The 14,799-nt window shown below is 56.7% G+C and carries 11 protein-coding genes; 5 read left to right on the forward strand and 6 right to left on the reverse strand.

Annotated features, from left to right (window positions below):
• The first annotated feature begins 54 nt into the window (after window positions 1-54).
• The 5 genes from GGQ99_RS11475 (at window position 55) to GGQ99_RS11495 (ending at window position 7,627) form a co-directional block, all read left to right on the forward strand.
• Window positions 55-711: a M41 family metallopeptidase gene (locus tag GGQ99_RS11475; RefSeq protein WP_183262628.1), complete on the forward strand. Its 657-nt coding sequence runs from the start codon at window positions 55-57 to the stop codon at window positions 709-711.
• Window positions 708-1,481, forward strand: coding sequence for a metallophosphoesterase (locus GGQ99_RS11480; RefSeq protein WP_246389556.1), 774 nt, complete (start codon window positions 708-710; stop codon window positions 1,479-1,481). Before GGQ99_RS11475 ends, GGQ99_RS11480 begins: the two co-directional genes overlap by 4 nt.
• 593 nt (window positions 1,482-2,074) lie before the next feature.
• The gene (locus GGQ99_RS11485) at window positions 2,075-3,415 is read left to right on the forward strand and encodes a site-specific integrase (protein ID WP_183262630.1); all 1,341 of its coding nucleotides are present in this window, start codon (window positions 2,075-2,077) and stop codon (window positions 3,413-3,415) included.
• A 4-nt stretch (window positions 3,416-3,419) separates the two neighbouring features.
• Entirely contained in the window at window positions 3,420-6,845 is a 3,426-nt protein-coding gene (locus GGQ99_RS11490) for a VPA1269 family protein (protein ID WP_183262631.1), read from the forward strand.
• Complete coding sequence (locus tag GGQ99_RS11495) at window positions 6,842-7,627, forward strand: hypothetical protein (RefSeq protein WP_183262632.1); 786 nt, start codon at window positions 6,842-6,844, stop codon at window positions 7,625-7,627. The genes GGQ99_RS11490 and GGQ99_RS11495 overlap by 4 nt, the downstream gene beginning before the upstream one ends.
• A gap of 92 nt (window positions 7,628-7,719) precedes the next feature.
• Here the strand turns inward: GGQ99_RS11495 and GGQ99_RS11500 are convergent, their stop codons facing one another.
• The 6 genes from GGQ99_RS11500 to GGQ99_RS11525 all read right to left on the reverse strand — a co-directional run bounded on the left by GGQ99_RS11500 (window position 7,720) and on the right by GGQ99_RS11525 (window position 14,752).
• On the reverse strand, window positions 7,720-8,055 hold the full coding sequence (locus tag GGQ99_RS11500) for a hypothetical protein (protein WP_183262633.1): 336 nt from the start codon (window positions 8,053-8,055) through the stop codon (window positions 7,720-7,722).
• A gap of 544 nt (window positions 8,056-8,599) precedes the next feature.
• Entirely contained in the window at window positions 8,600-9,670 is a 1,071-nt protein-coding gene (locus GGQ99_RS11505) for a LysR substrate-binding domain-containing protein (protein ID WP_246389574.1), read from the reverse strand.
• A gap of 129 nt (window positions 9,671-9,799) precedes the next feature.
• Window positions 9,800-10,351, reverse strand: coding sequence for an HD domain-containing protein (locus tag GGQ99_RS11510; protein ID WP_183262635.1), 552 nt, complete (start codon window positions 10,349-10,351; stop codon window positions 9,800-9,802).
• Window positions 10,352-10,442: 91 nt separating this feature from the next.
• Window positions 10,443-11,351: a peptidyl-alpha-hydroxyglycine alpha-amidating lyase family protein gene (locus tag GGQ99_RS11515; protein WP_183262636.1), complete on the reverse strand. Its 909-nt coding sequence runs from the start codon at window positions 11,349-11,351 to the stop codon at window positions 10,443-10,445.
• Between the two features lie 32 nt (window positions 11,352-11,383).
• Window positions 11,384-12,979: an ABC transporter substrate-binding protein gene (locus GGQ99_RS11520; RefSeq protein WP_183262637.1), complete on the reverse strand. Its 1,596-nt coding sequence runs from the start codon at window positions 12,977-12,979 to the stop codon at window positions 11,384-11,386.
• A 162-nt stretch (window positions 12,980-13,141) separates the two neighbouring features.
• Window positions 13,142-14,752 (reverse strand): ABC transporter substrate-binding protein, encoded by a 1,611-nt coding sequence (locus GGQ99_RS11525; protein ID WP_183262638.1) that lies wholly within the window; start codon window positions 14,750-14,752, stop codon window positions 13,142-13,144.
• Between the last annotated feature and the right edge of the window lie 47 nt (window positions 14,753-14,799).

The raw sequence follows: 14,799 nt of genomic DNA on the forward strand, positions 1-14,799 counted from the left end.
TATCGGCCTCATGCATGTGAATGATTCTACGTTCACACGATGAAGAGGGCGACTATGACGGCGTTCATTCCCGAGGTTCCAGTGCCGACCAGTCCTGCGGGGGAGCAACCGATTGGCAGACTAGCACGAGACGACATTGACTCCAAAGGAGCCAGAGCTCCAACCATATCGGAAACGCGTAGCGCCATTCGCCAAGCAGCTCACGCGGTGATCAGGCTGTATTTGGAAATCGGGAAAATCAGGCAAATCTCCATGGCGCCCCCTGGCGGTAGCATTGTCTGGGAGCACGATGAGCCTCGGGATCACACCGAAGAGTACCTACTCGCCATGCTCTCTGTCACGCTGTCCGGGCGTGCCGCTGAAGAAGCAATCATCGGCAACGTGGCCGCTGAAATCGGTGTCCCAGCAAGCGACCTGCGAATAGCGACCGAAATGGCGATCCGGTTGGAAACTACAAGCGGGTTCGCGCAAAAATGGCGTTTGCTCCATCGACCTATCAAGGACCCAGCGCTCATTTTCGCGGTCGACCCGAGTTTCGCCGGGCTCGTCCACAATCGCCTGGAAGCGGCATACGGTGCAGCCAAGACTTTGGTTGCTCGCCAGAGGGGCGCAATCGAAGCTCTTGCAGGGGCGTTGCTGACCCACAGGACACTAGAGGGAAAACTACTTGAGCAGACCCTCGATAGGGTGCGCGAACGCATCCAAGAATGAAGCGATCGAGAGTGAGGCTCTGGATTCTATCCGACTTACATTTGGAAATCGCCAACTTGCCTGGGCCGCTCCACGTCCCGGCGGCGGATGTCTGTGTGGTCGCCGGCGACCTCTGCAACGGCATCGATAGAGGCGTTCAATGGCTTGAGCAGCATATCGCCCCGTGCATGCCTTGCATCTATGTTGGCGGAAACCATGAGTTCTACAGGGGAGCAATTATCGAAGGCATCGCCGCGGGAAAGGTAGCCGCTTCCCAAACTCGACGCGTTCACTTCCTTCAGAATGAAACGGTGGAGCTTGATGGCGTATGTTTCGTGGGGGCGACGCTCTGGACCGATTTCCGTCTAGCCGGCCATCAAGCACTAGCAATGTCTCATGCCCAGGAACGAATGAATGACTTTCGCAAGATAGCATACCGACGTGCCCCTTGGGCACGCTTCCGGCCCGCAGCGGCCGTCGGACTCCACTCGGAAAGCCGAAGATTCATCGAAGACTCGCTCGCGAGCAGATCGTCGCCCGTAGTTGTGGTGACACACCATGCCCCCCTTCGACAGTCTTTGCCGAACCCGGATTCCAACGACCTTCTTGGCGCGGCCTATGCTTCAGATATGTCGGCAATCCTTGAAATGAAATCGCCTAACCTATGGATCCACGGCCACATCCATCAGAGCTGCGATTACATTCATTCGACCACGCGGGTTGTCTGCAACCCACGCGGTTACAACTCTGAAAACAAGCAATTCGACTGGAAACTCGTGATCGATTTGTAATGGAGGCTATCGCATAGGCCTTGGGGGCCTACGGAGATTGTTTCTGAACCTGTGAATTAAAAGGGCCGCCTGAAAGGCGGCCTTTATGTAGGCAAACGGTGGCAACCGCGGTTCTTGACCTACGGTAGCTACAACGCTCTTCAGGCACGCTGTCGGAAAAGCCGCTCACAGGCTTACCTGCCATGCTTATGAAGAGCCCGCACCTTCCAATAGATCACGTCCCATACTGGTCCGCGCAGTGCGCGAGCATTGATCCATAATTTGGACTGATCGAACCAAATTCTGGATCGAAAGGCTCGCGCTGAGCAACTCCGAGCACACACGACGCATCTACAGTATTCTTTTAGATAAAATTGCATACATGATCAATTGTGCCTTGTTCCAGAGTTAACCGACCTCGTCTAAGCCGACGATTTCTTAAGCATTGCCAGCATATCCAACTACAAAGACATTTGTGAATCGCTTGGGGGCGTGAGATCAATTCGCAAAAAACAGAACCGCTGATCGGCGAGCCTCGATATATTGTCTTCGAATTGCCGACATGGATACATTCGGGAGTCTATGCCGGCGTGGCCTTCAGGCGCCCGAAGAGAGTGCTGCTACCGATCCTGTCGGTGCAAGGCGCAGATGACATTGTAGCCGTCCCCGACGAGAGCCTCAGCTGGTCGAAAAGCCTTATCGAGAAAGACGTTCCAACAACTGAGATTAGACGGCGTCTCAACGCCGTCGGACGGCTCTTCGAGTTTTCGCAGGCAGTTCTCGGGGAGCGCATCGCTGAGCCCGGGGCTATGGATCTGGTCGTATGGGAATACCTGCGGGCACGTGTGGAGAATCCAAAAGACCCTTCGAAACGCGTCTTCCAGCACTGGCAACCAGTTCAATATGAAACAGCCCGCTCAGAGTACCGCGACATTGTTGATTTCGCGAGATATTGCGCAGATTACACCGGTCCGACTTCAGTCATTGGGGCAGCTTTCCAATCAACATCCGATATCTGGACCAAGGCGGAGCGCCATCCATCTGAAAGCGACCTTCTAGCACATCTCGAGGCGCAACGAGCGCGTTGGCACGCACTGCTGGGAGATGACCGTCCCGCGCCCCCGAGTTCCCTTCGAAGGTTGGCGCTAAGCTCAACTGAGGACAAGTCAGCCAATAGCACCTCATTGTCCTCTGAAGAGATCGATTGCATCATCGACCGGGAAAAGAATGTCGTCTTCAGGGCACTTTGGATCCTGCTTGCGTTCCTCGGGCCTAGGATCAGCGAAGCGCTCAACCTGTGGCGCTGCGATATCCTGGATGGATCGTACGCACCTCAGTTATTCAATGCACAGGTCAAGGGCCCCTTGATCCTGTTCGCCGACCCCCGACACTCTCTTTCCACGGGTTCATTCGACCGACGGCAATCAGTTCAGACGAGATCGGAACATCTACACGCTCGATATGGCCTAAAGCCGAGGCCTGATGCCGAAGGCAAGAAACAACGGGCCGGCTGGAAGGGAATGAGCGTTTTCAATCCTCATTTCAGGCTGACACACGGAACATGGACTTGCTTGCGACGAGCATCCGAGTTCGCAGACTTGGCGACCGATATCCAGAAGATCTCTGCGGATTGTAGCAATGACGGCCTCCACCCCTACTTTTTCGTGAACGGCAAGAACGCTGAGTACTTCGGCGAACCTCTCAAGCTGGGCAATGTAGAGAAAGCTTTTGATCGAGCATTGGTGCGCTCTGGTATCGAGCCGCATTCACCAGGCGCCCACTTGCATGGGCTGCGACACTACTATCGCTGGTACGCAAAACACGAGCTCAAGCTTGATGATGAAACAGTCCAGCTGATGCTGCGTCAAAGGAGTCTGGACAGCCAACGTGTCTACGGAAAGCGGGCATCCGACCTCAACGACGCGATGTCCACGCTTCAGGGTACCGAGGAGTAACGAATTGAAGTTGGAATTTCGCGACGATCGCAACCTGATGGTCTCGGATCAAGAACCCGGGAGCTTTTTCAATGCCAGCAGCGAGTTCGTTCTGCTCAGGATGCCTGATGCGGATGAACTCCGCGTCCTCTGGCAAGAATTTGACCACGAACTCCGTACGGCACTAAAGGAGCTTCTGCTGGCACCCTATGGGGACATCCTTGAGAAACTAGGTCCGCTCGGCTTTGCAGCGAAGGAGGCCGATGGGCGGTTGCGAACCCTGTTTGGCATGCTGACCTCAGGCACGACCGCCAAATCCGCTCATTTTCGCAAATCGGCGATGACCAAGGCGATGATCGCGCTCGAACTGATCCCGGACAAAACGCCTCACGGAAAAGCCAGAAAGCGGATTCCACGCGGTGAAGGATCGGTGGAAGAGTACGCGATTGCCATGTCGAAAGACGATCAAGTTGCATTGATTGATGCGTTGGTTGACCTCGAAGACGTCGACGAGTGGATGCTCGTGTCTCAGGGTAGCCAAGTAGGTTGGCAAGAGCTGCGCAAGGCAGTTCTTAGTGCGTCAGACATTCGAACGTTCCTAAGCCAACTGGCGACCGATACCGATAGGCTGATGGGCGATGACGAGACCCGTACGGTCCGCTTCGCGAGCGCCAACGATAAAATTACATTCGCACCAGCTTGGTTTGCACAGTGGCTGGCGAGGCGTGGGGTCTGGGCGTGGCCAGCGCGCTACGTTTCCAGAGTAATGTATTTGTACCCGGCTCGATTCTCGCCAATGGCCACCAGAATGTCGGTTGCCGATCATCACCGTGGTTTCGCAGACCTAGTGTTCCGATATCACCAGGGTCAACGCAACACGGGCGCGTCAATGGCTATTCAGGCCTTTGTCACAGCAGCACTTTGTGGAAACACGTGGCAGGATGATTTCCGCTGGTATCCGCTTGCCGCGTTCAAAGAAGCCGCGGGTACGTTCAGTTCCAGAATGCAGCTCACCACGTCGATCAATGCAATCTACAAGCTAGCGATCGAGCACGTAGACGGAAAGGTAAACAGCAGGCCAGAAGCACAGATTTTCCTGACATCAGTCCGGATCGGGAAGATCGGTGTGGATGCGTTCAATTGGACATCCATGCCAACCCCTTACAATACCCAGGTCGCATCGAAGATGCTGGGGCATCCCATAACCACTATCCCAGAGTACGTGGTGTCATGGGCCGCCCAGTTTCGGGCGCTGCTGCCTCTGTTTCAAGTCAAAACGATCAAAAGTGTCGAACGGTCTTTGAGCCTCTGGCTGATCTTTCTGATGACCCTCGACCCCGAAGATGCCCCGCTCGACTTTCAGTCGATCTCGCGCCCGAAGCATGTCCACGATTTGCGCAACGAGAACAGCCACGCTTTCTGGAACTTTCTCGATGCGTTCTTCAGATCCGACAGTCGGGACCAGGGCAACCGTGCCATTAGCGATATGCGGAAAGCCTTCCACCTCGCGTCGGTGCGAGACTCCTTCCAACACGAGACGAATCCATTCGATGCCAAGTTGGACAAGATCGGACGGGGCTACACCCAGCGCGCAGATGTGACTCCCCGAAAACCGCTGGAACTCGAAGCCTGGGAGTTGATCGTCCGGAAAAATCGCGAGAACGATTATGCTTTCGCGCGAAGCCTCGGCCCAAAGCGTTTTCACCATACGCTTCGCAATCCCACAACTGGCGAGTACGAAACGGTCTTTTGGCCCGCTGAACCGATTGTTGTCGACATCATTCTGAACAGCGGCATGCGCCACATAAGCGCCCGCTGGGTCGACAGCGGCGAGGGAGACGAAAATCGCTTGGATCCCGGCGGAATGCGCCTTGTTCCGAACCCTCATCCGGCAGCGACAATTGGGCGAAAGGATTCGTTCCTTCAGCTAGTGAGCTTGCCAGGACGCGAGACTCGAAAGATTGTTGGCATGAAGGTGGGGGTCAACAAGACGGGTGCGCCCTTTGTCATTCCGTGGACCGACAATCACATTGTGTCGTCGTTCTACCGAATGCTTGATCTGCAGACGACGTACAATCCGATTGCGGCACCGGTGAAGCCTACTGGCAAGGGAACTTGGGAAGTAGCTCGAGCCAACCCGGAGCTCTACCCCGATATCTACCCGCTATTTCGCGACCCCGGTGTTGCGCTCAACACACCTGTGTCTGACAACAAGGTTCTCTCGTATTGGAAAGATTTGCTCCGCGTTTGTCAGCCGGCGGTGAACCAGCTTTTCGGTCACGAGTACCCGCTTATCACCGACGCTGGAGCTGTCTTCGATCTGCATGCGTTGCGGGTGACCATGGTGTCAAACCTACTCGCCGCGGGCGTGCCCATCGAGATCGTTCGAGATCTCGTGGGACATGCTACCTGGATGATGACCTTTCACTACAATGGCCGGCGCAGTGCAAAGCTTCACACGACGTTACAGGAAGCGATGCAGATGCGAAGCGAGGCACACGACCGTCTGGCATCGGGAGATAGAGATGCCATTCTCGAATATGCTGACGAGGCGGTGACCCCCGAATTCGTCGAAAACCACGTTGGTGTCGGGATGCTGCGAACCTACGCAGACCGAACGACCCGGTCTCCCTTTGAAATTTTCTTCCACGGCATTTGCCCTGGCGGGACTTGCGCCACGGGCGGGGAGAAAGTGGCGGAAGGCAAATATAAGCCTGTCTGGAGGGAAAGAGCATGTTCGGGATGTCGCTATCGCGTGACCGGTCCCAAATTCCGGCCAGGCATTGTCAATCGCATCAACAACTTGATGGCTGAGATGCGTCTGTCGGCAAAGCGAGCAAAGGATTTGGGTGATCGAATTGAGCAGGACGAGCTCCGTGCAGGCAAGCCTGCACATGCGCTACGTCGGCTTCAGCGTGCTGAGTCCTCGTTCAAGGATCAGCTGTCAAAGGAATACACCCTTGAGAGCAAGATATTGGAAATGATCAACCAGGTCCAAAGCATGGCGGCAGCTGAGGGCAAATCCGCAGAGAACTTGTTGCTTCCGTCCGTACCGCATTTCGATCCGGAAAACCTCGGATACGGGTTTGCGGAAGTTCACGAGTTCGAGTTGATGCACACCTTGGTCAAAGAGGCTCGCATTTTGCCAGCCGCGATAATGGAAATCCCCCAGGGCGTTGAAGCCCATTTCAAAGGGATGGTGCGTGAAATTCTTCGGGCAAACAACATCGCGGATTTGATGATCCGGTTGCCCTCAGACAAAGAGACCGACGCATGTCTGCAGGTTGGTGACGTGCTGCTCGAACGATACCCGGAGGTCTCCCGGTTTCAGCAGCTACGCGAGGGAGCTATCCAGATTGATCCGGATGCCCTGGAGGATGTCCGCAGGGAAGTTTCTGCAGCACTAGCCAGTAGTGCAGCGCCGGCGCGTCAAATTGAGTTCACAGAATGACCCAGGAAAACGAAACCGTCACCGCTGAGAGCCTGATGGGAAGGCTGCAGGCAGAGGCCAACCGATCGGGGGATGCACGTCGGATCGGAACGCTTGCTCGCCTGGTCGAAGCCTGCGACGAGATAATGTCTGGAGATGCCTACAAACGGGCGAAATCAGCAAAATTGGACCCTGAACGCTTCAATCCCAATTTCGTGAAGCTTAATTCGCAGGCTATTCATCAATACGTCCTTCTCCGCGACCGCCTCGAAAGGGGGAAGTCCGAGTGGAAAGGGCCAGTCGCGACCACCATCCGCGGCGAAAAAGACCTGATGACTTACCTCAAACTTCGCGACGAAGAAGCGAAGCGGCCGGGTAAACCTCGCATGCGCGGCCCTCGTACGAGGAAGCTCGATGAGCTCGTCGATGCGATCGAAGGCATTTCTGATCAGGCACTCTTGAGGCAAGCGCTTGCTGACGGCCGTGCTTGGAAAAGGGAACTTGATATTTTGCTCGCGACCCTACGCAAGCTGCCCGAGGTCGATGTCGATGCTCTGCGAGAAGGACGAGTGCTGTCGAATGCGCGCAACGGCCAGGGGGGCTCAGCACTAACTCCTGATGACACCCAGATCCTTCGAAAGCTCTTGGCCCGCCTCAGGGACAACGACGCGCTAGCGGACTTCGGGCTCATCAGTCGGAACGGTCGCGTGAAGATGGATATCGCGCCTGGCTTGGACCTGATTTACCCGGAAGAACTTGGACTGTTGGCGCGGCTCGCAGGTATTGCAGAGATCGCAGGCTGAATGCGGCAAGGCATCGTCTTCAGCGGGGGATCGCGCAACCGAACCGAGATGGCCATTGAGTGGCGGGTCTGCTGGAAACAACGCAAGGGCGGCTACCTTTGCAAGCGGTACGGCACGTAAGGCTCTTCCCTAGGCGGTTCGATTGCAAGTTTGGAAGGCGGGCCGTCGCGTCCGAAGCGGGCAAACAAGTCTCGCCCCGTCGCGAATTTTGGTTCCATCAACCCCAGGATCGTTTGGGCAAGGAACAGTGCATCCTGGGCCGCGACCAAACCTTCATTGACAAGAATGTCCCTGATTACAGCATCAAGGCGTGCGGCAATGTCGGTTGGCAAACCCAAATGCTCGGCGCGCTCTCGAATACTCGAGTGGTCAGCCATGGCTGCAACTGGCTTACTCTCGGCCTGTTCGGATTCAGTGCGCTCTGCCACGAGGTCACTTCCCCGTTTCCAATAGGGCAAGAGTGCCCCTTGTCAGGCTAGAGGTCAATTTCTCGGAATAGAGACGGCTTTCGCTTGTGGAGCGCCTCGACCTTCAGGCGACGAATATCGGCGGAGATCGTGGCCATCAAGCGCTCGCGCCGTTTGACCTCAGCTAGTCGCCGCACACTTAGCTCGGCCGACCTCGCTCTAAGGACGCTGCGGCGAGCGACATCATAAAGGTCTCTCAGTTCTTCGATTTCGTTCAAACCAGACAGTCCTGTGAGGCGAGCACAGCTTGTCGCCTTATGCGCCGTAAGGACAGCAAAGGCATTCTACAGTCGGGCCTCTGATGGGAACCAAGTTGCCAGGCAAGCAAGATACCGTGCCCAGTTTGAACGCGGCATGGGCTCTGCTTCCCGGAGCCAAAAAAATGAAACACCAGGTGAGGACTAGCCTGACCTGGTGCACTATTCACGGTGTCGATGGCGCATAGCAAGCCAGTGGGGCCGGGTCGACGATGGCCGTTCATGCGACAGCCTTTGCCAAGTGTCAATCACGGAGCACTGGCCGGAGTGCTTTGGCCTACCCTCGATCGGTGGCCCGATCGCATTTGAACCTGATCACCCAACCACGCGGAAAACTTGAATGCGGCTGCTCGCCTTCGCCTGTCGCGGTTCCACAGAAGGTAGTACGACCTCTTGCTATCCATCGTAGCGGAAATAGGCGTAATCAATGCGCCACGCGACAGTTCCGTTTCGATAAGGCACTGCCGCCCGAGTGCGATGCCGACACCAGCCATTGCCGCATCGAAGGCCGCCAAACTATCGCCGCTGAACTCCATGAAGCGCGCAGGCGGGGGCGAGCCAACATGTTCCAGAAAGCGGCTCCATTCATGTGAATCCCTATGCGAGCAGATCAGCCGATGATTGACTAGATCCGAAGAGTCAATCGCGCCGCCGTGTGCGTTGATGTAGGCAGGGCTGCAGATCGGCGTATAGACGATCGGTAGCAACTCTTCTGCCCGTGCGCCCTCCCAGATGCCGTTTCCGACCTTGATGGCTAGGTCGAAGTCCTCAACGAAGTGGGACGATGGCCTGGCGACCGTGAACTTAAGCAATATGTCCGGATGAGCGTCCTCGAAGCAGCTGAGCCTGGGCAACAACCACTGCCGTAGGAAACATCGGCTGACCAATATGTTCAGTGCTTGGCTGGCATGCGCATCTCGGATGCGCGCGGTGCCATGGCTGATAATGGCAAAGGCGGAGTGAATATCGCACCAGAAGCGGTGCCCCTCCGGCGTAAGCTCAAGTTTCCCCGAACCGCGCAGGAACAGCAGCGTCCCGAGATGGCTTTCGAGTGCCCGTACCTGCCTACTCACCGCCCCCGGCGTTACGAAAAGTTCCACCGCCGCGTTGGAGACGCTGAGGTGCCTAGCCGTTGCCTCGAAAGCCCTCAAAGGATTGAGAGGAGGAAGAGAGCCTGCGCTCTTGATCGGCTCATCCAACAGACCAGCCAATGCATCCATGTCAGGCCACCGATCAACTACGAACGAGCGATCCTGATCCATTCCATCGTCATTGGAGGTGGACTTCATTTCAGAAGTGTCGACCGCGTGTTTCGACATGTCACCCACGATGTTATGCGCGGAACAGGCTCTCCTCAAGTCGGTTTCCTCGAACAGCCACCGCCGAATAGGGATCGTGACCACCCGGCCCCTGGGATCGACGGTCCGGAATATTCTCCGTTCGTCGATTTACTTGTTGATGTGCCAACGCTGCAGGAACATCGTCTTCGACCGAGCGCTCAATGCGGCATCCGATTCAGCGAAATCCGCGTAGAATATCGCGGCAGCCTCCCAAGTTTGTCCTTTGGTATTGCTGCTGTTGGTGTGGGTTACGACCGTGTGAATGAGTTCGACAGGCATCCGCTTCTCGAACATTTTGTGGGCGGCGTAGACCCCGTGCTGCACATTTCGGCCGAGACGGCTCTTTCGCGTCGGAATTCCCGCGCCCGAAACCGCACCGTCGGTGGGATCAGGTTCGTTTTCGAGCAGCTTGCTAACGTCGTGGAGGAGAGCGCCCGCAAGCAGCAGGTCTCGGTCGAATTCCCTCCCCTGTATGTCCTTGGCAGACTGGGCAATAGCCAAGGCCATGCAGGTGACCCCGCGAATATGCTCGACCAGGGTCCGGTCGTTTTCGGTCTTGCCGTTCTTGGGGGTCAGCCGTAGGTCGTTCCAGGGCATCTCGGCGGCAATCTCCCGCCAAATATCTACGACACCCTGACGCAACTGCGGTTCAGCGATCATGCCTACTTCGGGAAAAATGTCGATTATGTCTTCGGTGCTAAGTGTTTGAGGCAACTTCCGATTCTCCAGTGGGTCGTCGGGTCGGGCAATTTCAATTCACGCGCTCGAATTTCTTCACGAAGCCATTCTTCTGAAAATTCTGGCTGGCGACGTAGACGCTGCCCTTGGAATCGACGGCCATAGTGTGCGCCTTGGGAACGAACTCTGCTGCCTTTCCATCGTCTGGCTGCTCCTTGCCCCACGATGCCAACAGCTTCCCGTCGAGATCGAAGATGCTGATGAGCCCGAACCCTTCGGCAACGTAGAGATTGCCCTCCTTGTCGAAATCGATCTCCTCCGGTCGGCTGGACAGTGGCCACTGCTCAAGGAATTCGCCCTCCTGGGTGAAGAACTGAAGACGGTTGTTCTCGCGGTCCGCGACCACGACACGTCCGCGCGGATCGACTGCAACGCAGTGGACGATCAGGAACTCGCCGGGGCCATTGCCTGGCTCCCCCCATGACTTCAAGTACTGCCCGTCGCTGCCGAATTTATGTACCCGCGCATTGCCATAGCCGTCGGACACGAACATTGTGCCGTCCGGCGCAAACGCAACGTTGGTCGGTCGGTTGAACGGACCGCCGCCGAAGCGTACCGAGGTGGGTGTTGCGCCATCGTAGCCGTTTTCTACGGGCTTGCCCTTGGTGCCCCATGTCCGCACGGGCTCGCCCCGTTGGGTAAAACTCCGGATCGTGTGGTCCTTATCGTCCGCACAATAGACATTGCCATCCGTTCCGATCGCAATGCCATGTGCCCTGGTGAACTGCCCTTCCCCCCAGCGGGCGATTAGTTCGCCCTCCGGGGTGAAGACCATGACTGGCGTGGTGTCGCGGGCGAAGGTGTACACGTTATCCTGCGCATCGATGGCCACGCCTGAGACAAAATTGATCTGAGAACCCAGCGATTTCTCACCCCAATTCTCGACGAGACTGTAGTAAAATCCATTCTGTCCAACGGTCATGCGATACTCCAATAGAATGCGTAGTTTTGGTGCTAGGATTGCAGCCATGCGTCTTGGAAGCGTCGACTGTTGTCGGGCTCGGGATGCAGGACGACATTGTTGAGCTTCGTTGAGATGCCGACGTAGCGCGTCTTCCAGTACAGGATGATGCGGCCGTAATCCTTCATCGCCGCCATCTGCATTTCCCTGACGATTTCGGCCCGTTTCTCCTTGTCGAATGTCCGCGATTGCGTGGCAAAGAGATCGTCGACCTGTTGATTACAGATGCCCGATCCGTTGCGGGCTGCCCCACACACGAAGAAGTCGGCAAAGAACATATCCGGGTCGTTCGCGCTCACTCCGCCGCCGCTGGCGTTCAGGTCGAAATTCCTTTTTGCGACGGAATCCTGGTACGTTGCCGACTCCTGGAAATCGAGTTTTACCCGGATTCCAATGCGAGAAAGCTGGTCGACAAGCGTAACCGCGATTGTTTCGTTGATGCCGACCTTGCGGATAGTCATGGTTGTGTCGATGCCACTCGCGAAGCCAGCGTCCGCCATCAGCGCCTTGGCCTTCTCGAGCCGCTGCTCATAGCTGCCATCGTAACCGGAGATCTTCTCCAGGTCGGTGGTCGGCAACGCCCACGGTCCAGGGGGCATGTAACCGCCGACAACGCCGTCGCCCTGGCGGATGACCTTCAGTGTCTCTTCGCGGTCAATTGCCAGCGACACCGCCTCGCGTAGCCTGACATCGTCCCAAGGCTTTCGAAGGGTGTTGAACTCGAGCATGTCGTGGCTAAGGCCCTCGGTTCTGAGAACGGTGACCACGTCCTTGTGCTTCGCACTGAGTTTGCGTGACGAATCCCCACTGAGATTGTCATGCAGCACAAGCTGACCGGTCAGCAGATAGGAGAGGCTCGTAGACGGATCGGGGATCACGAACAGGCTGATGCCATCGAGATAAGGTCGGCCCGGCACATGGTAGTTTGGGTTCCTGACCATATCGATGCGCACGCCGTGTTCGTACGACTTGAGCATGAAGGGCCCGGAGCCCATCACGTTCGTCGTCAAGTCACCACCACCCTCGACATACTTCTTGGAAACGATCAGCATCCAGCCGTTGGCAAGGTTGGTAAGGAGCGACGGCGCAGGCTCCTTGGTAGTGATCACCACCGTGCGCGGATCCGGCGCCTCGATCTTGTCGACGGCCTTGAGAATGCCTTTGCGCGGACTCACCAACCCCTGCGGTGCGAGCCTTATTCGATCCAGGGAAAACACCACATCCGCGGAAGTCAGCGGGGACCCATCATGGAAATTGACACCGTCCTTAAGAGTGAACGTTATCGACTTGCCGTCCGGAGAGACCTCCCATTTCTCCGCAAGGTCACCAACCACCTTGCCCGGATCGAGCGGATCGTACATCAACAGGCTGCTGTAGCAGGGCCCGACGACGTTCATAACCGACGAGCTTGTATTGGCCACCGGATCGAAGTTTGGCGGATCGCTGGCAATGTTGATGGTCAGGGTGCCGCCTTTTGTCGGCGTGGCGCCGAAGGCACCACCAACTCCGAAGATGGCCGCGCCAATTCCAAGACCAAGCCCGCCCAATAGTTGACGGCGGTCGACAGTGAGACAAGAGAACTGGTCCATGTTGAGCTTCCTCCCAATTCAGATAAACGAGTCAGCGCCTATGCTTCCAACAGCCGTCATGTTTTGACGAACTCGAAAGAAGTTCTCCTCGCGCCAGAATTCCCCAGGCAAGAACGTGAATTGATTTCAGTTTGTCGAAGACGCGCTCCAGGCTGGAGCATCTCAGACGGCGGCCAACCACGTATCCTGGAGCTGCCGGAAGTGTTCGTCTTCCGTGTATTTGCCTAGGTTACGAATCCGCCTGGACATGCCGAGATACTGATTGGACCAGAACAGAACCAAGCGGCCCGCTTCGTTCAGCGCGGCCACATCCATGTCATTGACGAGGGCCCTTCGTTGCGCAGGGTCCAGCGTGCCTGACTGCTTTTCATACAGTTCGTCGACTGCTGGCACACACAGCGCAGAGTAGTTTCGGTCGCCGTTGCAGGTGTACAGATTGAACACTGTGTCCGGATCGTCAGCGCCGGAATTCTGGTTCCACGCCGCAACGTCGAAATCCTTGCCGTTCAGCTTGTCGTTCGCCTCCGCGTCGTCGAGCAGCTGCAACTCGGGATCGAAACCAAGGCGCTGCAGAGCGCTTTGACAGTAGATGGCGGTCTTCTCGAAAGTGCTGGTGCGCCGCGACAATATCTTGAACTTATGGCCTACAAGCCCAGCGTCAGCGATGACCTTCTTGGCAGCCTCAGTATTGGCTGCAGGGTCGCCACTGTATCCCGGCACCTTCGCTAGAAGGGCCGCTGGAAGCTCCCACTTGCCGCCCGCAGGCATCGCTCCGCCGATCGTTCCATCGCCCGCGACGATCACCTTCGTCGCCTCCACACGGTCCAAGCCCAGGCTGATCGCTTGCCGGACCGCAGGATTGTCCCATGGCTTGCGTTGCGTGTTGAAGACCAATGTCCGAAAGCTGACGCTTGAACTCGAAGGCGTGGTGATCAGGTCTCCAAAGTCCTTCCGCGCCCGAGCGGCATCGTCGCTGGTCAGGGCATCGTAGAGCAGGATCTGACCAGTCCGGAAATATGCGAGAGCCGCTCCCGGATCGGTGACAATGTAGAACTTGATCCCGTCCAGGTATGGCCTATCGGGGACGTGGTAATCGTCGTTTCTGACAAGTTCGAGGCTCACGCCGATCTTGTAATCTTTGTATTTGAACGGACCAGATCCGACGATCTTTTTTTCGAAGGCACCTTCTTCTGCCAGATGCTTGGGTAGGATCATCATCCAGCCATTTGCGAGCGTCGCCAGAAACGAGGGCGACTGACGCGACAGCTTGAAAATCACAGTGGTGGCATCAGGCGTGACTATCTCCTCCACCGAGGACAACGCAGCCCGCCGCGGACTTACCTTCGCCGTCTTGATCGTCTCGAACGTGTGTTTGACATCAGCCGAAGTCAGCGGCTGGCCGTCATGAAAGCGCACATTCGGCTTGAGCTTGAACGATACTTCCTTGCCGTCAGGGGCGACGTTCCATTCTGTGGCAAGGTCGCCGACAATCTTCGTTGGGTCGGCTACGTCGTACATCACAAGCTTGCTGTAGCAGGGTGCGACGGCATACAGCGTCCGCGAAGTCGTGTTGGCGATGGGATCGAAATTTGGAGGCTCACTCCTGAATTGTGTCGTCAGGATGCCGCCCCGCATCGGTGTCTCGGAACCTTGTGCCGAGAGCGGCGAGATATAGAAGCCAAGGCCAGCTGCGGCTCCGCCTGCGCTCAACGCCGCCAGGAAACTGCGCCGATGCAGCCGAGTCCAGTCTAGCTTAGATGGGTCAAATTCCATGGTTTCCTCCCACTGAAATCGAGCGGCCTGCGACATCGGCGATCTAA

The organism is Aminobacter niigataensis (assembly GCF_014200015.1).
GTDB classification, from domain to species: domain Bacteria; phylum Pseudomonadota; class Alphaproteobacteria; order Rhizobiales; family Rhizobiaceae; genus Aminobacter; species Aminobacter niigataensis.

What these genes read in the sequence shown, in the direction of transcription:
- GGQ99_RS11525 (WP_183262638.1), bottom strand. Translation starts at nt 14,752, where the DNA reads ATGGAATTTGACCCATCTAAGCTAGACTGGACTCGGCTGCATCGGCGC.
- GGQ99_RS11520 (WP_183262637.1), bottom strand. Translation starts at nt 12,979, where the DNA reads ATGGACCAGTTCTCTTGTCTCACTGTCGACCGCCGTCAACTATTGGGC.
- GGQ99_RS11480 (WP_246389556.1), top strand. Translation starts at nt 708, where the DNA reads ATGAAGCGATCGAGAGTGAGGCTCTGGATTCTATCCGACTTACATTTG.
- GGQ99_RS11510 (WP_183262635.1), bottom strand. Translation starts at nt 10,351, where the DNA reads ATGATCGCTGAACCGCAGTTGCGTCAGGGTGTCGTAGATATTTGGCGG.
- GGQ99_RS11475 (WP_183262628.1), top strand. Translation starts at nt 55, where the DNA reads ATGACGGCGTTCATTCCCGAGGTTCCAGTGCCGACCAGTCCTGCGGGG.
- GGQ99_RS11505 (WP_246389574.1), bottom strand. Translation starts at nt 9,670, where the DNA reads ATGTCGAAACACGCGGTCGACACTTCTGAAATGAAGTCCACCTCCAAT.
- GGQ99_RS11515 (WP_183262636.1), bottom strand. Translation starts at nt 11,351, where the DNA reads ATGACCGTTGGACAGAATGGATTTTACTACAGTCTCGTCGAGAATTGG.
- GGQ99_RS11495 (WP_183262632.1), top strand. Translation starts at nt 6,842, where the DNA reads ATGACCCAGGAAAACGAAACCGTCACCGCTGAGAGCCTGATGGGAAGG.